Annotated in this window: 19 protein-coding genes; 13 read left to right on the plus strand and 6 right to left on the minus strand. The window is 73.3% G+C overall.

The window, feature by feature from the left end:
* Positions 1-37 precede the first annotated feature (37 nt).
* The 4 genes from EI169_RS16930 to EI169_RS12055 all read left to right on the plus strand — a co-directional run bounded on the left by EI169_RS16930 (position 38) and on the right by EI169_RS12055 (position 4393).
* Positions 38-2155 (plus strand): TPM domain-containing protein, encoded by a 2118-nt coding sequence (locus tag EI169_RS16930; RefSeq protein WP_164515495.1) that lies wholly within the window; start codon positions 38-40, stop codon positions 2153-2155.
* 84 nt (positions 2156-2239) lie between these two features.
* Complete coding sequence (locus tag EI169_RS12045; RefSeq protein ID WP_125132546.1) at positions 2240-3025, plus strand: PspA/IM30 family protein; 786 nt, start codon at positions 2240-2242, stop codon at positions 3023-3025.
* 97 nt (positions 3026-3122) lie between these two features.
* On the plus strand, positions 3123-3944 hold the full coding sequence (locus EI169_RS12050; protein WP_125132547.1) for an arginase family protein: 822 nt from the start codon (positions 3123-3125) through the stop codon (positions 3942-3944).
* Positions 3941-4393, plus strand: coding sequence for a Fe-S oxidoreductase (locus EI169_RS12055; RefSeq protein WP_125132548.1), 453 nt, complete (start codon positions 3941-3943; stop codon positions 4391-4393). Before EI169_RS12050 ends, EI169_RS12055 begins: the two co-directional genes overlap by 4 nt.
* 10 nt (positions 4394-4403) lie before the next feature.
* On the opposite strand, the gene EI169_RS12060 is transcribed toward EI169_RS12055, so the two are convergent.
* The 3 genes from EI169_RS12060 to EI169_RS12070 all read right to left on the minus strand — a co-directional run bounded on the left by EI169_RS12060 (position 4404) and on the right by EI169_RS12070 (position 6144).
* Complete coding sequence (locus EI169_RS12060; protein WP_125132549.1) at positions 4404-4865, minus strand: SIP domain-containing protein; 462 nt, start codon at positions 4863-4865, stop codon at positions 4404-4406.
* 83 nt (positions 4866-4948) lie between these two features.
* Positions 4949-5674 carry a tyrosine-protein phosphatase gene (locus EI169_RS12065; RefSeq protein ID WP_125132550.1) on the minus strand — a complete coding sequence of 242 codons (726 nt, stop codon included), beginning with the start codon at positions 5672-5674 and terminating at the stop codon, positions 4949-4951.
* Positions 5671-6144, minus strand: a complete 474-nt coding sequence (locus EI169_RS12070) for a carboxymuconolactone decarboxylase family protein (protein WP_125132551.1) — start codon at positions 6142-6144, stop codon at positions 5671-5673. Before EI169_RS12070 ends, EI169_RS12065 begins: the two co-directional genes overlap by 4 nt.
* A gap of 82 nt (positions 6145-6226) precedes the next feature.
* On the opposite strand from EI169_RS12070, the gene EI169_RS12075 reads away from it, so the two are divergent.
* The 8 genes from EI169_RS12075 to EI169_RS12110 all read left to right on the plus strand — a co-directional run bounded on the left by EI169_RS12075 (position 6227) and on the right by EI169_RS12110 (position 13789).
* On the plus strand, positions 6227-7204 hold the full coding sequence (locus EI169_RS12075; protein ID WP_240640432.1) for an alpha/beta hydrolase: 978 nt from the start codon (positions 6227-6229) through the stop codon (positions 7202-7204).
* A 152-nt stretch (positions 7205-7356) separates the two neighbouring features.
* Positions 7357-8874 carry an ABC transporter substrate-binding protein gene (locus EI169_RS12080; protein WP_125132552.1) on the plus strand — a complete coding sequence of 506 codons (1518 nt, stop codon included), beginning with the start codon at positions 7357-7359 and terminating at the stop codon, positions 8872-8874.
* Positions 8871-9821, plus strand: coding sequence for an ABC transporter permease (locus EI169_RS12085; protein ID WP_125132553.1), 951 nt, complete (start codon positions 8871-8873; stop codon positions 9819-9821). Before EI169_RS12080 ends, EI169_RS12085 begins: the two co-directional genes overlap by 4 nt.
* Positions 9818-10717: an ABC transporter permease gene (locus EI169_RS12090; RefSeq protein ID WP_125132554.1), complete on the plus strand. Its 900-nt coding sequence runs from the start codon at positions 9818-9820 to the stop codon at positions 10715-10717. The genes EI169_RS12085 and EI169_RS12090 overlap by 4 nt, the downstream gene beginning before the upstream one ends.
* Complete coding sequence (locus tag EI169_RS12095) at positions 10714-11517, plus strand: ABC transporter ATP-binding protein (RefSeq protein WP_125132555.1); 804 nt, start codon at positions 10714-10716, stop codon at positions 11515-11517. Before EI169_RS12090 ends, EI169_RS12095 begins: the two co-directional genes overlap by 4 nt.
* The gene (locus EI169_RS12100) at positions 11514-12305 is read left to right on the plus strand and encodes an ATP-binding cassette domain-containing protein (RefSeq protein ID WP_125132556.1); all 792 of its coding nucleotides are present in this window, start codon (positions 11514-11516) and stop codon (positions 12303-12305) included. The genes EI169_RS12095 and EI169_RS12100 overlap by 4 nt, the downstream gene beginning before the upstream one ends.
* Positions 12306-12387: 82 nt before the next feature.
* Positions 12388-13452, plus strand: a complete 1065-nt coding sequence (locus EI169_RS12105) for a M4 family metallopeptidase (RefSeq protein ID WP_125132557.1) — start codon at positions 12388-12390, stop codon at positions 13450-13452.
* Entirely contained in the window at positions 13433-13789 is a 357-nt protein-coding gene (locus tag EI169_RS12110; RefSeq protein ID WP_125132558.1) for a protealysin inhibitor emfourin, read from the plus strand. Before EI169_RS12105 ends, EI169_RS12110 begins: the two co-directional genes overlap by 20 nt.
* Here EI169_RS12110 and EI169_RS12115 read toward each other — a convergent pair.
* The 3 genes from EI169_RS12115 to EI169_RS12125 form a co-directional block, all read right to left on the minus strand.
* Positions 13761-14372, minus strand: a complete 612-nt coding sequence (locus EI169_RS12115; RefSeq protein WP_125132559.1) for a GNAT family N-acetyltransferase — start codon at positions 14370-14372, stop codon at positions 13761-13763. The two genes, EI169_RS12110 and EI169_RS12115, sit on opposite strands and share 29 nt — an antisense overlap.
* 94 nt (positions 14373-14466) lie before the next feature.
* Positions 14467-15159 (minus strand): uracil-DNA glycosylase, encoded by a 693-nt coding sequence (locus tag EI169_RS12120; protein WP_125132560.1) that lies wholly within the window; start codon positions 15157-15159, stop codon positions 14467-14469.
* Between the two features lies 1 nt (position 15160).
* Positions 15161-15655, minus strand: a complete 495-nt coding sequence (locus tag EI169_RS12125; protein ID WP_240640433.1) for a phosphoribosyltransferase — start codon at positions 15653-15655, stop codon at positions 15161-15163.
* A 76-nt stretch (positions 15656-15731) separates the two neighbouring features.
* On the opposite strand from EI169_RS12125, the gene EI169_RS12130 reads away from it, so the two are divergent.
* The gene (locus EI169_RS12130; protein ID WP_240640434.1) at positions 15732-17240 is read left to right on the plus strand and encodes an MFS transporter; all 1509 of its coding nucleotides are present in this window, start codon (positions 15732-15734) and stop codon (positions 17238-17240) included.

Raw genomic sequence — 17240 nt, forward strand, 5'->3', positions numbered from 1 at the left:
CTATCCGCGTATGCGCGGCCCTGCATAGACTCGGACGGTGGCCGCTCACACGCCGAAGTCCGCCCGTCCCGGAGCCGGCGCGCGCGTGCTCGCGATCGTCGCGGTCGTCTTCGCGCTCGTGGTCGCACCGGCCCTGTCCGCCGCCGCGACGGAGCCGGTCCCGCTCGGCACCGGTTACATCCTCGACGACGCCGAGATCCTTTCCCCGGGCGAGGAGACGCAGGCGCAGCAGCGGCTCGAAGGCCTCAAAGCCGACACGGGCCTGGACCTGTGGGTGGTGTACGTCGACGACTTCACCGACCCGTCCTCCGCCGAGGACTGGGCCAACGACACTGCGCAGCTCAACGGGCTCGGCCCTACCCAGTACGTGCTCGCGATCGCCGTCGAGTCGCGGCAGATGTATCTCTCCGGCGACACGAGCGGGCCGGTGTCCGGCAGCCAGCTGGGCGACATCGAGCAGGACCGCATCATCCCCGCCCTGCAGGACGGTGCGTGGGCGGGCGCGATCACGGCGGCCGCAAACGGCCTGACGGCGGCGGTCGGCGGCGGGGGCGCCTCCGGCGCGGGCGGCGCGGGCGCGGGTGCGGCGATCAGCCCGCTGACGCTCATCCTCCTCGTGCTGGCCGCCATCGCGGTGATCGTCGTGATCGTGGTGCTGGTGCGCCGCCGCTCAAAGGCGCGCGTCGGCGCGGGCGGCACGGACGCGGCGGCCCCGCAGATCTCGACCGAGGACCTGCGCCGCCAGGCCGCGTCGGCCCTCGTCGCGACCGACGACGCCATCCGCGCCAGCGAGCAGGAGCTCGGCTTCGCCACCGCGCAGTACGGGGATGAGGCCACGCACGAGTTCTCGCAGGCGCTCGGCGCCGCGCGAGAGGCGCTCACGCAGGCGTTCACGCTGCAGCAGCAGCTCGACGACGGCACCCCCGACACCGAGGAGCAGGTGCGGGCGTGGAACGCCCAGATCGTCGAGCTGTGCCGCACGGCGAACGCGACGCTCGAGGAGAAGTCCGCGACCTTCGCGGAGCTCCGCAAGCTCGAGCAGGACGCGCCGGGCGCCCTGGAACGCGTCCGCGGCGATCGCGCGGCCGCCGCATCCGCCCTCGACGGCGCCGACGCGCAGCTGCGCGCGCTGGCCGCCGCGTACGCGCCGGACGCCCTGGCCGCGGTCGAGGGGAACGTCGATCAGGCACGCTCGCGCCTCGCCTTCGCCGACGAGCGGATCGCCGCCGCCGAAGCCGCGCTCGCCTCCTCCGACACCGGCGAGGCGGCGGTCGCCATCCGCGGCGCCGAGGAGGCCGTCGGGCAGGCGAAGCTCCTCGAGACGGCGATCACGACGCTCGCCACCGACCTCGCCGAGGCGGAGCGCCAGGCCGGCGCCCTCGCGTCGGCGATCGAGGACGACATCGCCGCCGCGCAGGCGATGCCCGACCCCGACGGGCGGATCGCGCCCGTCGTCGCGTCGACGCGGGACCGCGTCGACGCCGCGCGCGCCCGGCTCCAGTCCGCGCCGCGCCGCCCGCAGCAGACCCTCCAGGAGCTGCAGGAGGCCGACCGCGAGATCGACGGCGTCGTGCAGGCCGTCCGCGACGCGGCCGCCCGCGCGCAGCGCGTCGGGCAGCAATTGGACGCGACCATCGCGCAGGCGCAGGCGCAGGTCTCCGCCGCCGAGAGCTTCATCACCTCGCGCCGCGGGGCGATCGGAACGGAGGCGCGCACGCGCCTGTCGGAGGCCGGCGCGGCCCTCGTCCGCGCGCAGGGGCTGCGGACCGCCGACCCCGACGCGGCGCTCGCCGAGGCGCAGCGCGCCGACGACCTGGCGGCGCGCGCGATCCAGTCCGCGCGCAACGACGTCGGCGGCTTCGCGATGCCCGAGACGGGCCTGGGCTCGCGCGGCGGCGGCACCGACAGCTTCCTCGGCGCGGTGCTCGGCGGCATCGTCGGCGATGCGCTGTCCGGCGGGTCGTCGCGGCGCTCGGGCGGCTGGGGCGGCGGCTTCGGCGGAGGGGGCTTCGGCGGAGGGGGCTTCGGCGGCGGGTTCGGCGGCGGCTTCGGCGGTTCGCGGGGCGGCAGCCGCTCGCGCAGCGGCGGCGGCAGTTTCCGCGCCGGCGGCTTCGGCGGCGGATCGCGGTCGCGGCGGGGAGGTGGGCGCTTCTGAGGTCCGCCGCATCCGTTCCGACACAGACAACTCGTAGCTAACCTCGAAAGACTCGGATCCCGAGGTCCACAGGAAGGAACCCCGATGGCCAAGCAGTCCATCTTCGGTCGTATCTCCACGCTCATGCGCGCGAACATCAACGCGCTCCTCGACCAGGCCGAGGACCCGCAGAAGATGCTCGATCAGCTGGTGCGCGACTACACGAACTCCATCGCCGACGCCGAGTCGGCCATCGCCGAGACGATCGGCAACCTGCGCCTGCTCGAGCGCGACCACCAGGAGGACGTCCAGGCGGCGGCCGAATGGGGCAACAAGGCGCTCGCCGCCAGCCGCAAGGCCGACGAGCTGCGCTCGGCGGGCAACGCCGTCGAGGCGGACAAGTTCGACAACCTCGCCAAGATCGCGCTGCAGCGGCAGATCACGTCGGAGAACGAGGCGAAGACCGCCGAGCCGACGATCGCGTCGCAGACCGAGGTCGTCGACAAGCTCAAGGACGGCCTGAACGGCATGAAGGCCAAGCTCGAGCAGCTGAAGTCCAAGCGCAGCGAGCTGCTCGCCCGCGCGAAGGTCGCCGAGGCCCAGAACAAGGTCCACGACGCGGTCAAGTCGATCGACGTGCTCGACCCGACCAGCGAGCTCGGCCGCTTCGAGGACAAGATCCGTCGCGAGGAGGCGCTCGCCGCCGGCAAGCAGGAGCTGGCCGCCTCGACGATCGACGCGCAGTTCAATCAGCTCGAGGACGTCGGCGAGCTCACCGAGGTCGAGGCGCGCCTGGCCGCGCTGAAGGCGGGCTCGTCGGGCGGGCAGCTGACCGCCGGGCAGCAGCAGGCGCAGCCGCAGGCGCTGAACGCCAGCCCCGACCAGGTCTGATCCGCGAAAGTGCACCCTCGCGCCGAGACCGCTCCCCCGACGGAGCGGTCTCGGCCGCAGGGTGCACTTTCGGCGTTCCGGAAGAGAGGATGAGCGGATGACGCGCTTCGTCGTCGTGCCGCAATGGCAGGGCTCCCCCGCACCGCGCGCGATGCTGCTGCGCGACGGGGCCGAGGCGATCGCGGGCGACCTGCCCCGCGGCGCGACGATCGTGCTGGACGTGCCGCTGGAAGCGGGCGACGCGCAGGGCACCGGCATCCATCGCATGAGCGCGGTGCGCCGCATCGCCGCCGCCGTCGAGGACGCGCTGGCGTCGTCGTCCGATCGTGTCGTGCTCGTGGGCGGCGACTGCAGCATCACCCTCCCGGGCGTCGCCCACGTCGCCGGAGATGACGGCGCCGACGACCTCGCGGTCGTGTGGATCGACGCCCACCCCGACCTCAACGACGCCGAGAGCTCGCCCTCGGGCGCCCTCGCGGGCATGACGCTGCGCGCGCTGCTGGGCGGCGTGCCGGATGCGGCGCCCCGCGCGCTGGTCGCGCCCGAGCGCGTCGTGGTGGTCGGCGCCCGCGAGCGCGACCCGGCGGAAGAGGTCGAGCTCGCCACCTCGCCGCTGCGCGACCTGCCGGCCGACGCCCTCGCCGACCCCGGCGCGCTCGCGCGGGAGGTCGCCGCGACCGGCGCCTCCCGCGTCTACGTGCACATCGACCTCGACGCGCTCGACCCGGCCGAGTTCACCGGATCGTCGTGGGCGATCCCGTTCGGCGTGCGCGTCGCAGACCTCGTCGCGTCGCTGCAGCGGCTGAAGGCCTCGGTGCCGATCGCCGGCGCGACGATCGCCGGGTTCGCCCCGCCCTCCCCCGACGCCGCCGTCGACGACCTCGGCGCGATCCTGCGGCTCGTGGGAGCCGTCGCATGATCGCCGCTCCCCCGCCCGGCTGGCGCGAGGAAGCCGAGCGCGCCGTGAAGCGCGGCCGCGTCATCGAGAACCTCATCCCCGGACCGCTGCTGGACTCCCCGATCAGCCTCGCGGGCTACATCTACGGCACGGTCGTGGGGTTCGTGTGGGGCGGGCTGTGGAGCACCGGCCGCGTCGAACGCCGCGACGGCATGTGGATCTTCCGCGGGATGCCGTCGTGGACCTACCCGCGCGGCGGCACGACCGTCGGCGCGTGCTTCCTCACCGGCGACGCGCCGGTTACGCGCGCCCTCCTGCGCCACGAGCGGGTGCACGCACGCCAGTGGCGCCGCTTCGGCATGCTCATGCCGCTGCTGTACTGGGTTGCCGGGCGCGATCCGCTGCGCAACCGCTTCGAGATCGAGGCGGGACTCGCCGACGGCAACTACGTGCCACGCGACGCCGTGTGAGAGGGGCGGGTCAGCGCGCGGTGGCGAGACCGAAGCGCTCGGGAGTGTGGATCGCCTCGCGCGCCATGCCGCGACGCTCGACGAGCTCGTCCACGATGTCGGCCGTGCCGAGGTAGCCGCCGAGGAGGATGACGCGCGTCGCGTCGCCTTCGTCGAGCATCTCCTGCGCCCACGCGGAGACGGCGCGTGCGACGGCCTGGCCGGGCGCGCAGCCGCGACCGCTGCCGGGGGCGCCGCTGCGCCGCGAGCGGTCGAGCCACGTCACCGTCATGCGCGCCGGCGCGGCGATCGTGCCGATCCACGACGCATCCGGCACCTCGATGAACACGCGGCCGGTCGAGCACAGCGGGAGCGTTGCGAGCACGGCCTCGAGCTCGGCGAGCGAGCCCTCATCGGCGGTCACGAGGTGCTGCACGCGGCGGTGGCGCGGCGCGCGGCAGGCGGCGGGGTCGTGCTCGGGCTGAGGGGACATGACACGTCGATGATACCCGATGGATAGGCTTGCCTAACCTGATCTCTCGCTCGCGAGAGATCGAGCCCCGGCGACAGCGCCGGTCAGGCGGGGGCGATCAGGATGCGGCGGAGGTGCGCGATCTCGTCGTCGGCGAGCCCGTTCGCGCGCAGGTAGTCGGCCGGCGAGCCGAAGACCGCATCCAGGTGCTCGAGCATCGCTCGCATGACCGGCGCCGGCGATCGCGTCGCGAGCTCCTCGAGGTTGACGGCGTCGGGGTGCATCGTGCGCAGCTGACGCAGGACGGCGGCGTTGCGTTCGGCGGGCAGCATGCTCTCGGTGCGCGCGTAGTCGGCGATGACGGCCTCCGTCTCGACACCGGCGGCGGCGAGGGTGAGCGCGACCACGACGCCGGTGCGATCCTTGCCCACCGTGCAGTGCACGAGCACCGGCTGGGCCTCGATGATGCCGCGCACCACCTCCACCACCTGGTCGGCCGACTCGTCGATCAGGCTCGAGTACAGGCCCGCCAGGTTCACATCGGCCGCGAAGAACGACGCCACCGAGCCGGTGAAAAGGGGCACGCGCTGCGTCTCCAGATCGAGGCCGTCGATGCGGCTCGGCTCCCACCGCACCTCGACGTCGTCGCGCAGATCGATGATGCGCCGCAGGCCCAGCCCGCGGAGGGCCGCGCGCCCCTCATCGGTGACCGCCGCGAGGTTGCCGGAGCGGTAGAGCACCCCCGAGCGCGTGACGCCGCCGGCCGCGGGCAGCCCGCCCACGTCGCGGAAGTTCATCGCGCCCGGGACGAGCGTGCCCGATGCGGTCATACGTCGACGTCGTCGCGCGAGGGCACGGGGTACCGACCGGCGATCGCGACCCGGTTGAAGGCGTTGATGGAGACGAGGATCCAGCTGAGGGCGACGTACTCGTCCTTCGTGAACAGCTCGGCGGCGGTGTCGTACACATCGTCGGGCACGCCGTCCTCGGAGATGAACGTGAACGCCTCCGTGAGCTCGAGCGCGGCCCGCTCGCGGTCGCTGAAGACGCCGGACTCCCGCCACACCGACAGCTGCATGAGCGTGTCGGACGACACGCCCGCCGCCTGCGCGCGGTCGACGTGCACGCGCACGCAATAGGCGCACCCGTTCAGCTGCGACGCGTGCACCTGCACGAGCTCCTTCAGCCGCGCGTCGATGCCGGCGTCTGCGGCGACGGCGCCGACCGACTTCGCGAACGCGTCGAGCGCCTTGTAGGCCGTCGGCGCCGACTTCGACAGATGCACACGATGCTCGCCCATGCCGACAGCGTAATCTTCCCGGCGCCGCCGGGATCAGGCGGGATGATGAACGAAGCCTTTCCCCACCGCTGGAGGATGCCGCGTGTCCGAGCCCCTGCCCTCGTCCTCGATCGACGCGTTCGACGAGTTCTCGTTCCTGCCGGCGCAGGCCGCCGACATCGGGGTCGCCGGCCCGCTCCCCCGCGCCGAGCGGCTGAGCCTCGCCCTCGCCGACGGCCGCACGCTCAGCGCGCTGCGCTACGGCGACGCGCCGCCGGTGGTGACCTTCCTCCACGGCGCCGGCCTGAACGCCCACACGTGGGACACCGCCGTCCTCGCCCTCGGGCTCCCCGCCCTCGCGATCGACCTCCCCGGGCACGGCGACTCGTCGTGGCGGCCGGATGCGGCGTACGTCGGCCCGGTGCTGGCCGCAGACGTCGTGACGGGCCTGGAGCGCTGGACCGACCGACCGCAGGTCGTCGTGGGGCAGTCCCTCGGCGGCCTGACCGCCGCCTCCCTCGCCGCGACCCGGCCCGACCTGGTCGCACGTCTTGTGATCGTCGACATCACCCCGGGCGTGGACCCCGGCGCGGGGCCGTCGCAGATCCGGGCGTTCTTCGCCGGTCCGACCGACTGGGCCTCGCGCGACGAGCTCGTGGACCGCGCCCTGGCCTTCGGCCTCGGCGGGGGCACGCGCCGCACCGCCGAGCGCGGCGTGTACTTGAACTCCCGCGTCCGCGCCGACGGCCGGGTGGAGTGGAAGCACCACTTCGCGCGCCTCGCGGCGGCCGCCGCATCCGCCGACTCCGCGGCCGCCGCGCCGCAGCCCGACGACGCCGTGCGCAGCGCGCTGTCGGCGGCCGGATGGGACGACCTCGCTCTCGTCACGGCGCCGATCACCCTCGTCCGCGGCGAGCGCGGCTACGTCACCCCCGACGACGCCGCCGAGTTCGCGCGCCGCCTGCCGCACGCCGAGATCCGCGCCCTCGACGGCGCCCACAACCTTCAAGAGGACGCCCCCGTCGCGCTCGCCGGGCTCATCCGTGCGCTCGCGACATCCGAGCCGGCCGGCGGGCGATGACCGCGGGCCGGGAACATGACGCGCGCCCAGGTGTTGCAGGTAACACGACGACGCGGATTCCGCCCCGACAATAGGCTGTTACCGCACCGAGTTGCCCCAGCGGCACCGACAGCATCGATGATGCCGCTGGCCTGCGAAAGGATCACCCACCCATGTCGCGACGCACCGCGCTCGCCGCCTCCGCCCTGCTGCTCACGAGCGTGCTCGCCCTCGCCTCGTGCACGGGAGGCGGATCCCCCGCCCCCACCGCCGGGGGCGGCGAACCCGACCCGGACGGCACCCTGACGGTGCGCCTCGCTCTCGAGCCGACGAACCTCGACATCCGCCACACCGCCGGGGCGGCGCTCGAGCAGGCGCTCGTGGACAACGTGTATCAGGGGCTGGTCACGCGCGACGCCGACAACGAGGTCGTCGGCGCGCTGGCATCGGACTGGGAGATCTCCCCCGACGGCCTCACGTACACGTTCACCCTCCAGGACGGCGTGACCTTCCAAGACGGCACGGCGCTCACGGCCAACGACGTCGTCACCTCCTACACGGCCGCGCGCGACGACGCGACAATCGTCAACGGCAGCGACCTGGCCGGCGCGACCTCCATCACCGCGCCCGACGACAAGACCGTCGTCATCACCCTCGCCGCACCGAACGCCGACTTCCTCTTCGCGCTGACCGGCCGCGCGGGGCTGGTCTTCAAGACCGGCGACACGGCCGACCTGCAGACCACCGCCAACGGCACCGGACCCTTCACGGTGTCGGAGTGGAACCAGGGCGACAGCCTCGTGCTGGCCCGCAACGACGCGTACTGGGGCGAGAAGGCGGGTGTCGCCGAGGTCGTGCTGGACTACATCCCCGACCAGAGCGCCGCCGCCAACGCCGCGACCGCCGGCGACGTCGACGTCGTCACGGAGGTCGACCCGGAGTTCCGCGACCAGATCGAAGGCCTCGGCACGTTCGCGCTCCAGACGGGACAGACCACCGACAAGGGCACGCTCGCGTTCAACAACGCGCGCCCGCCGCTGAACGACCCGCGCGTGCGCGAGGCGCTGCGCTCCGCGATCGACCACGACGCGCTCATCGAGGCGCTCGGCGGTGCCGCGGAGCCGCTGTCGGGCCCGATCCCGCCGCTGGACCCGGGATACGAGGACCTCTCCGACACCGTGTCGTACGACCCCGAGCGCGCCAAGGAGCTGCTCGCCGAGGCCGGCCAGGAGGACCTCGAGCTCACACTCACCATCCCGTCGGTGTACACCTCGACGATCCCGACCTACCTCGTCTCGGCGTTCGACGACATCGGCGTCACGCTCAAGGTCGACAGCGTCGAGTTCCCCGCGTGGCTGCAGAACGTGTACACGAACAAGGACTACGACCTGAGCTTCGTGCGCCACGTCGAGGCGCACGACTTCGGCAACTGGGCGAATCCGGACTACTACTTCGACTACGACAACGCGCAGGTGCAGGAGCTGTACGCGCAGTCGCAGGCGTCGACCGACCCGCAGGAGACCGACCGCCTCCTCGCCGAGGCCGCACGCATCGTGGCGGAGGACGACGCCGCCGACTGGCTGTTCCTGGCCACGCCGATCACGGCTGTCGGCACGAACGTGTCCGACTTCCCGGAGAACTCGCTCAACGTGCGCATGCCGCTGGCGGGTGTGACGGTGTCGTCGGAGTGATCCGCTACGCGCTGACACGGCTCGCCCTGCTCGTGGTGGGGCTCGCCGTGGCCAGTGTGCTGATCTTCCTGTCGCTGCGGGTGCTGCCCGGCGACGTCGCGCAGCTCATCGCGGGGACGGATGCGACGCCCGAGGCCGTCGCCGCCATCCGCGAGAGCCTCGGGCTGAACGCGCCGCTGTGGCAGCAGTACGGGGCATGGATCGCCGGCGTCTTCCGCGGCGATCTCGGCACGTCGCTGCTGACCGGCTCGTCGGTCGGGGCCGAGCTTGCCGACAAGGCGCGCGTGACGGTGCCGCTCGGCCTCCTCGCGCTGCTCGTGGCCCTGCTGATCGCCGTGCCGTTCGGCGTGCTCGCCGCCCTCCGCCGCGGACGCCCCGGCGGCGCGGCGCTGAGCGTGGGGGCGCAGGCCCTCGCCGCCGTGCCGGTGGTGTGGGCGGGCATGATGCTCGTCGTCGTGTTCGCGGTGTGGCTCGGCTGGCTGCCCGCGCAGGGCTTCCCCCGCGCGGGCTGGGCGCAGCCCGCCGATGCGCTCCGCGCCCTCGTACTGCCCGCCGTGACGATCGGGGTCGTCGAGGGTGCGATGCTCATGCGCTTCGTCCGCAGCGCGACGCTGCAGGCCATCGGGCAGGACTATGTGCGCACCGCCGCCGCGAAGGGGCTCACCCGCACGCAGGCGCTCGTGCGCCACGGGCTGCCCACCGTCGCCCTCTCGGTCATCACCGTGCTGGGCCTGCAGATCGCCGGGATCCTCGTGGGCGCCGTCGTGATCGAGCAGCTGTTCACCCTCCCCGGCATCGGCCGCATGCTCGTGAGCGACGTGGGCAACCGCGACCTGCCGAAGGTGCAGGGCGAGCTCCTCGCCCTCACCGGGTTCGTGCTGATCATCGGGTTCGTCGTCGACCTGCTGCACCGCAGCCTCGATCCGCGCCAGCGGGACGCCGCATGAGCGCCCCGGCGACCGCGCGGTCGCGACGCCGCTGGCCCGCGCGCCTGTGGCGCCTGGGCACGGGGCGGTTCGGGCTCATCGTGGTGGGCGTGATCGTGCTCGCCGCGCTCGTCTCCCTCGCATGGACGCCGTTCGACCCGCAGGAGGTCGACCTCGCCGGCCGTTGGGCCGATCCGGGCTGGCCGCATGTGCTCGGCACCGACAACAACGGGCGCGACATCGCAAGCCTCCTGCTCGCCGGGGCGCGCACGACCGTGCTCGTCGCGGTGGGCGCCGGCGCGGTCGCGACGGTGCTCGGGCTCCTCCTCGCCGCCCTCGGCGCGCTCACCACACGCTGGGTGCGCGAGTCGGTCGCCGTGCTCGTCGACATCCTCATCGCGTTCCCGGTGCTGATCATCGCGATGATGATCGCGGCCGTGTGGGGCGGGTCGCTGTGGGTCGTGGTGTGGGCCGTGGGGATCGGATTCGGCGTCAACATCGCACGGGTGACGCGGCCCGAGCTGCGGCGCGTGCTGCACAGCGACTATGTCCTCGCCGGTCGCGCTGCGGGCCTCACCCCCGCGCAGAACCTCGTGCGCCATCTCCTTCCCAACGTCGCCCCGGTGTTCATCGTGCAGCTCTCGTGGGGCATGGCGGTGGCGGTGCTCGCCGAGGCGGGCCTGTCCTACCTCGGCGTCGGCGCGCCGCGCACCGAGCCGTCGTGGGGCCTGCTCCTCAGCGACCTGCAGGCCTACATCACGGTGCACCCGCTGTCGGTGGTGTGGCCGGGCCTCGCGATCACCGCGACGGTCCTGGGGCTCAACCTGCTGGGCGACGCACTGCGCGAGGCTACCGACCCGACGCTCGGCGAGCGCACCCCCGCCGCGCGCCTGCACGTGCCGGGGGTGGTCTCGTGAGCGCCCTGTCGGTGCGCGACCTCGTCGTCGAGATCGGCGGTCGCCGCGTCGTGGACGGCATCTCGTTCGACGTGCCCGAGGGCGGGCGCGTGGGGCTCATCGGGGAATCCGGATCGGGGAAGTCGCTCACGGCCCTCGCGATCCTCGGCCTCCTGCCGGAGGGCGCCATCGCGCACGGCAGCGTCTCGTGGCGCGGCCGCGAGATCCTCGGCCTTCCCGACCGCGAGCTCGCCGGCATCCGCGGCGACGAGATCGGCATGGTGTTCCAGGAGCCGGCGACGGCCCTCAATCCCATCCGCACGGTCGGACGGCAGATCGCCGAGTCGATCCGCATCCACGAACGCGTTCCTCGCGCGCAGGCGCGCGCCCGGGCGGTCGCGGAGGCCGAGCGCGTCGCCCTCCCCGATCCCGCCGCGATCGTGCGGCGGTACCCGCATCAGCTCTCCGGCGGTCAGCGGCAGCGCGCCGCGATCGCGGCGGCCCTGGCCGCCCGTCCGCGACTGCTCATCGCCGACGAACCCACCACGGCGCTCGACGTCACGATCCAGGCGGGCATCCTGCGCCTCCTCGCCGACCTGGTCTCCGACTCCGGCATGTCGCTCGTCTTCATCACGCACGACCTCGCCGTGCTCAGCGAGATCGCCGCGGACGCCGTCGTGCTCGAGCACGGGCGCGTGGTCGAGGCCGGCCCGCTGTCGCAGCTGCTCAGGGCGCCGGAGTCCCCCGTCACGCAGGCCCTCCTGCGGGATGCGACGGCGACCCTGTGGCGACCCGAGCCGGATGGGGGCGGCCGCGCATGAGCGACATCCTGCTCCAGGCGCGGGGTCTGTCGCGCACCTACGTCGCACCGCGGCGCACGCTCTTGGGGCCACGGCCGCGCACGAGCGCGCTCGGCGACGTCGACCTCGACGTCGCCGCCGGGTCGGCGCTGGGCGTGATCGGCGAGTCCGGTTCGGGCAAGTCGACGCTCATGCGGCTGCTCCTCGCGCTCGACGTCCCTGACGCGGGCACGGTGAGCTTCGACGGCCGTCCGGTCGACGCACGCCGCGGAGCGCGCGCGCTGCACTGGCTCCGCCGGGAGACCGGCGTCGTCTTCCAGGACCCGTACGCGTCGCTCGATCCGCGCATGAGCATCGGACGCATCGTCGGCGAGCCGCTGTGCGCGCTGGATGTGCCCGGCGACCGCCGCGCCCGCGTGCGCCAGGTGCTCGAGCAGGTGGGACTCGAGGCCGACATGGCGGCGCGCTTTCCGCACGAGTTCTCCGGCGGGCAGCGCCAGCGCATCGCGATCGCACGCGCGATCGTGCACCGCCCGCGGCTGCTGGTCGGCGACGAGCCGCTGTCGGCCCTCGACGTGACCGTGCGCGCGCAGATCCTCAGGCTGTTGCGCGACCTGCGCCGCGGCGAAGGCCTCACGCTCGTGCTCGTCAGCCACGACATCGGCGTCGTCCAGAACCTGTGCGACGACGTGGTGGTCATGAAGGACGGGCGCGTCGTCGAGGAGGGCCCGACTGAGAAGGTGCTCCTCCAACCGCAGGCGGCCTATACGCGCACGCTCCTGGCGTCCGTGCCGACGATCCAGCCGTAAGAGCACAGGCGGCGCGGCGACGGCCGCATCCGTCCGTCGCGCGTCGCCCCTGCACGTCGGCGGGGCCCTCTAGGGTCGGACCATGACCCCCCGGCACGCGATCGTCCCCCCGTTCCTCCTCGCGCGCATCGCCGAGTCGGCGCCGTCCACGATGGCGCGCGCGGCCGCCGCCGCCGCACGGACGCTCGCCGCGCCGCGACCCGCGCGCGGCCGGTCGCGCCTGCGGCTGTCGATCGAGCACGGCGCCCTCGTCGCCGAGACCTCGCCCGCGCCCGATCGCGTCGTCTCCGACGCCGGCGGCGTCGAGCGCCTCCCGGGGCGGCGCGTGCGCGGCGAGGACGAGCCGCCCACGGGCGACGCGGCCGCCGACGAGGCCTTCGATGGCCTCGGCGCCACGTTCGACTTCTTCTGGGACGCGTTCTCCCGCAACGGCATCGACGGCGCCGGCGGCTCCCTCCTCGCGACCGTGCACTACGGCCGCGACTACGACAACGCGTTCTGGAACGGCGAGCGCATGGTGTTCGGGGACGGCGACGGCGAGGTGTTCGCGGGGTTCACGCGGTCGCTCTCGGTCATCGCGCACGAGCTCGCGCACGGCGTCACCGACGCGGAGGGCGGACTCGAGTACGAGGGGCAGTCCGGCGCGCTCAACGAGTCGCTCTCCGACGTGTTCGGAGCCCTCGCCGAGCAGCACGCGGCGGGCCAGACCGCGGCCGCCGCGTCGTGGCTCATCGGCGAGGGGATCTTCACCCCCGCCGTGCAGGGCGTCGCCCTGCGCTCGATGAAGGCCCCGGGCACCGCGTACGACGACGACGTGCTCGGCTCCGACCCGCAGCCGGCCCACATGCGCGACTACGTCGAGACGACCGAGGACAACGGCGGCGTCCACATCAACTCCGGCATCCCCAACCGCGCGTTCTACCTCACGGCGACGGCGCTCGGCGGCCGGGCGTGGGAGCGCGCGGGCCTCATCTGGTACCGCACGCTCGAGGGCGACCTGTCCCCCACAATCGACTTCGCGGGCTTCGCGCGGGCGACGCTGGCGACGGCGGCGACGGAGTACGGTGAGGACTCGGAGGAGGTCGCCGCGGTGCGCTCCGGATGGAGCGGCGTCGGCGTGCTCGAGGATGGATCAGCCGGAGCCTGACCGCGACGACGCGCACCCGCTCACGGTGAGCGTCGTCCGCTCGGGCGGCATCGCGGGCATGCGACGCGAGTGGCGCGCGCGACCCGACGCCGCCGATGCCGACCGCTGGCGGCGCATGCTGTCGTCGTGCCCGTGGGACGAGGACGCCGCGACCGGACACGGCACCGACCGATCCGCCGACCGCTACGTGTGGCGCATCCGGGTCGACGACGCCGACGCCGACCCGCGCATGGCCGACGTGCCCGACTCGGCCCTCGACGGCGCATGGCGAGAGCTCGTCGACGCGGTGCGGGAGGCCGCATCCGCCGTCAGCCGAGCAGACCGCGCTTCTTCTTGAGCTTCGGGATGCTCTTCTGCAGGTAGACGACGCCCAGCCAACGCCCGAACTTGAACCCGACCCGGCCCATGCGGCCGACCTCGGTGAAGCCGAGCTTCTCGTGAAGGGCGATCGAGGCGTCGGCCCCCTTGTCGCTGATCGCGGCGACGACCTCGCGGATGCCCGCCTGCTGCACGGCATCCAGGAGCGCCTCCAGCAGCGCCCGGCCGAGTCCCTTGCCGGCGGCCGCCTGGCCGAGGTAGATCGAGTCTTCCACCGTGTAGCGGTAGGCCGACTTCGACTTCCACGGCTGCACCAGGGCGTAGCCGAGCACCTGCCCCGTCGGCGACTCGGCGACGAGGAACGGCATGCCGAGCTTCTGCAGGTGCGCGAACTTCTCCCGCCACTGCGCGATCTTCCACGGCTTCTCGTCGAACGTGACGACCGAGTTCGTGACGTAGTAGTTGTAGATCTCCCGGATGTCGGGGATATCCTGCTCTTCCGCGGGGCGGATCGTGTACGAGAACGGCCGCTCGGGCTCCGGGCGACGCCGCAAGTGCAGCGGCAGACGCCGCCGGCTCTTGTCGTATTCGTCCTCCAGCACGCGCCCAGCCTACGGCGTGCGCCGAACCCGCACCGTGCGAGCGAGACGGCACGTTCGGGCGTGCACTCTCGGCGCGCCGGTGCACTCTCGACGGTCAGGCCGGGATGCGCCAGTCGACGGGGGTCGCACCCTGCTCCTCGAGGAGCGCGTTCGTGCGTGAGAACGGCCGCGAGCCGAAGAAGCCGCGCGATGCGGACAGAGGCGACGGATGCGGCGACGCGACGACGGGCGTCGACGCCAGGAGCGGCTGGAGCCCCGCCGCATCCCTCCCCCACAGGATCGCGACGAGCGGCGCGTCGCGCGCCACGAGTGTGCGGATGGCGTGCTCGGTGACCGCCTCCCACCCCCACCCTCGGTGGGATCCCGGCGCGCCGGGGGCGACGGTGAGCACGCGATTGAGCAGCATGACGCCCTGGTCGCTCCACGCCGACAGGTCGCCGTGCGGCGCGGGCGCGATGCCGAGGTCGTCGTGCAGCTCGCGGTAGATGTTCGACAGGCTCCGCGGCAACGGCCGCACGTGGGCGTCGACGGCGAACGACAGTCCGATCGGGTGCCCGGGCGTGGGGTACGGATCCTGCCCGACGATGAGCACGCGCACGTCGGCGAGCGGCCGCTGGAACGCCCGCAGCACACGGTCGCCCGCGGGCAGGTACATGCGGCCGGCGGCGACCTCCGCGCGCAGGCGGTCGCCGATCTCGGCGATCTTCGACCCCGCCGGGGCGAGGGCGTCCGCCCACCCCTCGTCGATCAATCTCGCGGCGGCGAGCTCGGCGAGGCTCTTCGCCACGTCAGGCGGCGTCCTCGTCGAGCACCGAGCCCTGCGCCGACCACGGGAAGTCGATCCACAGCGCGGTGTCCTTCCACGAGTAGTCGGGGCGCACGATCGTGGTCGGCTTCGTGTAGATGACGACCGAGCGCATGTCGGCACCGCGGTCCTCGAGGAGCTTCACAGCGAGCGCGAGGGTGCGGCCGCTGTCGGCGACGTCGTCCACGAGCAGCACGCGCCGGCCCTGCAGGTAGTCGATGTCCAGGAGGGGCGGCAGCACCTCGGGCGCGTCCAGCACCGTGCCGATCCCGGTGTAGAACTCGACGTTGAGCGCGCCGCAGTTCTTCACGCCGAGTCCGTACGCGATGGCCCCGGCCGGCAGGAGTCCCCCGCGCGCGATCGCCACGACCACCTCGGGCACGAACCCGTCGGCGAGGATGCGGCGGGCCAGATCCCGCGACGCCTGCCCGAACTGGTCCCACGTCAGGATCTCGCGCTCACCGACTGCCTCGCCCACGAGCTCTCCTCTCACCGGGATCCCCAGCCTAGAGCCGCTCCCGGGCGCGACCGAAACGCCGGTGTAGTCTCGGCGCGTGACCCGAGCCCCCGCCCCCGCGCACGGGCGCGCCGGCGCGCTGCGCTCGTCGGCGCTCGGGGTCACGGCGGGCCTCATCGGCTGGTTCATCGTCGTCGAGCTCGTGAGCGGCATCCTGCAGGGGTACTACGTGCCCCTGTTCAGCGACATCGTCGTGCACCTGGGCATCCGCGACGCCGACGTGAACTGGTTCGAGGCCGGGCAGCTGCTGCTGTCAGCCCTCGTGCTGCCGATCCTCGCGAAGCTCGGTGACATGTTCGGGCACAAGAAGATCCTGCTGATCTCGGCGCTGCTGACGGCCGCCGCCAGCTGGGGACTGGTCTTCGCCGACTCGTTCTGGACGTTCCTGCTCGCGTGGTCGCTGCAGGGGTTCTACGTCGTGTGGCTGCCGCTGGAGATCGCGCTCATCTTCGAGCGCGGTCGCCGGCAGGAGCGGGGCGTGTCGCAGACGCGCCGCGCCGCGGGCCTGCTCGTCGTGGGCCTGCAGGCGGGCGCGATCCTCGGCGCCCTCGCGGCCGGCCGCCTGTTCGCGGCATCCGGCGGGAACCTCACGGTCGTGCTCATGGTGCCCGCGATCGCGGTGACGCTCGTGTCGCTCGTGATCTGGCTCGGCGTGCCGGAGTCCGAGCCGGTGCCCGGTCGCCGGCTGGATGTCGGCGGCTTCGTCATCCTCGCGTTCGCCCTCCTGCTCGTCACGGGCGGCCTGTCGTTCCTGCGGGTGCCCGCGGGACCCGGGCCGGGCGTCGTCGTGGCCCTCGTCGTCGCGGGGATCGCGGTGCTCGCCGCGTTCGTCTGGTACGAGCTGCGCCAGCCCGACCCCGCCGTCGACATCCGCGTGCTCGTGAAGCCGCAGATGTGGCCCGTGCAGGCGACCGCGTTCCTCGTGGGGATCAGCCTGCTGGGCGCGCAGGGACCGCTCGCCACCTACGCCGGCACCGACCGGTCGCTCGGCTACGGGTTGGGGCTCGACGCGACCGACCGCTCGAACGTCATCGGCGTCTATCTCGTGTCGCTCATCGCGGGAGCGGTCGTCTTCGCCGTCACGTCGCGCCGGTGGAATCCTCGGGTCGTGCTCATCGGCGCGGCCGTGCTCGTCGGCGTCGGATACACCCTCTTCGTGCCGTTCCACCGCGAGCTGTGGCAGGTGCTGCTGAACCTGTCGATCGCGGGTATCGGGTCGGGCGCGCTGGTGGGCGCGATGCCGGCCGCCGCCGCCGCGGCCGCGCCGCGCGGGCAGACCGGCATCGCCTCGGCCCTCACGAACACGACCAAGACGATCGGCGGCACGTTCGCGTCGGCGGTGTTCGGCGTCGTCCTCGCCGGTGCGGCGGGCGCCGCGGTGGCCTCGACCGCCGCCCCGCTCGTCGGCTACATCACGGTGTGGATCGTGTGCGCGGCGGGCGGATTCCTCGCGGCCGTGCTGCTGCTGTTCGTGCCCGGAGTCGCCTTCGCCGACAGCCTTCCGGATGCCGCGGCCGCCGCATCCGGCGCCTCGCCCACCCGCTGA

The sequence above is a fragment of the Microbacterium sp. 10M-3C3 genome, assembly GCF_003931875.1.
Taxonomy (GTDB): Bacteria; Actinomycetota; Actinomycetes; order Actinomycetales; family Microbacteriaceae; genus Microbacterium.

What these genes read in the sequence shown, in the direction of transcription:
- EI169_RS12090 (WP_125132554.1), top strand. Translation starts at nt 9,818, where the DNA reads ATGAGCGCCCCGGCGACCGCGCGGTCGCGACGCCGCTGGCCCGCGCGC.
- EI169_RS12110 (WP_125132558.1), top strand. Translation starts at nt 13,433, where the DNA reads ATGGATCAGCCGGAGCCTGACCGCGACGACGCGCACCCGCTCACGGTG.
- EI169_RS12080 (WP_125132552.1), top strand. Translation starts at nt 7,357, where the DNA reads ATGTCGCGACGCACCGCGCTCGCCGCCTCCGCCCTGCTGCTCACGAGC.
- EI169_RS12045 (WP_125132546.1), top strand. Translation starts at nt 2,240, where the DNA reads ATGGCCAAGCAGTCCATCTTCGGTCGTATCTCCACGCTCATGCGCGCG.
- EI169_RS12050 (WP_125132547.1), top strand. Translation starts at nt 3,123, where the DNA reads ATGACGCGCTTCGTCGTCGTGCCGCAATGGCAGGGCTCCCCCGCACCG.
- EI169_RS12065 (WP_125132550.1), bottom strand. Translation starts at nt 5,674, where the DNA reads ATGACCGCATCGGGCACGCTCGTCCCGGGCGCGATGAACTTCCGCGAC.
- EI169_RS12100 (WP_125132556.1), top strand. Translation starts at nt 11,514, where the DNA reads ATGAGCGACATCCTGCTCCAGGCGCGGGGTCTGTCGCGCACCTACGTC.
- EI169_RS12105 (WP_125132557.1), top strand. Translation starts at nt 12,388, where the DNA reads ATGACCCCCCGGCACGCGATCGTCCCCCCGTTCCTCCTCGCGCGCATC.
- EI169_RS12055 (WP_125132548.1), top strand. Translation starts at nt 3,941, where the DNA reads ATGATCGCCGCTCCCCCGCCCGGCTGGCGCGAGGAAGCCGAGCGCGCC.
- EI169_RS12070 (WP_125132551.1), bottom strand. Translation starts at nt 6,144, where the DNA reads ATGGGCGAGCATCGTGTGCATCTGTCGAAGTCGGCGCCGACGGCCTAC.
- EI169_RS12060 (WP_125132549.1), bottom strand. Translation starts at nt 4,865, where the DNA reads ATGTCCCCTCAGCCCGAGCACGACCCCGCCGCCTGCCGCGCGCCGCGC.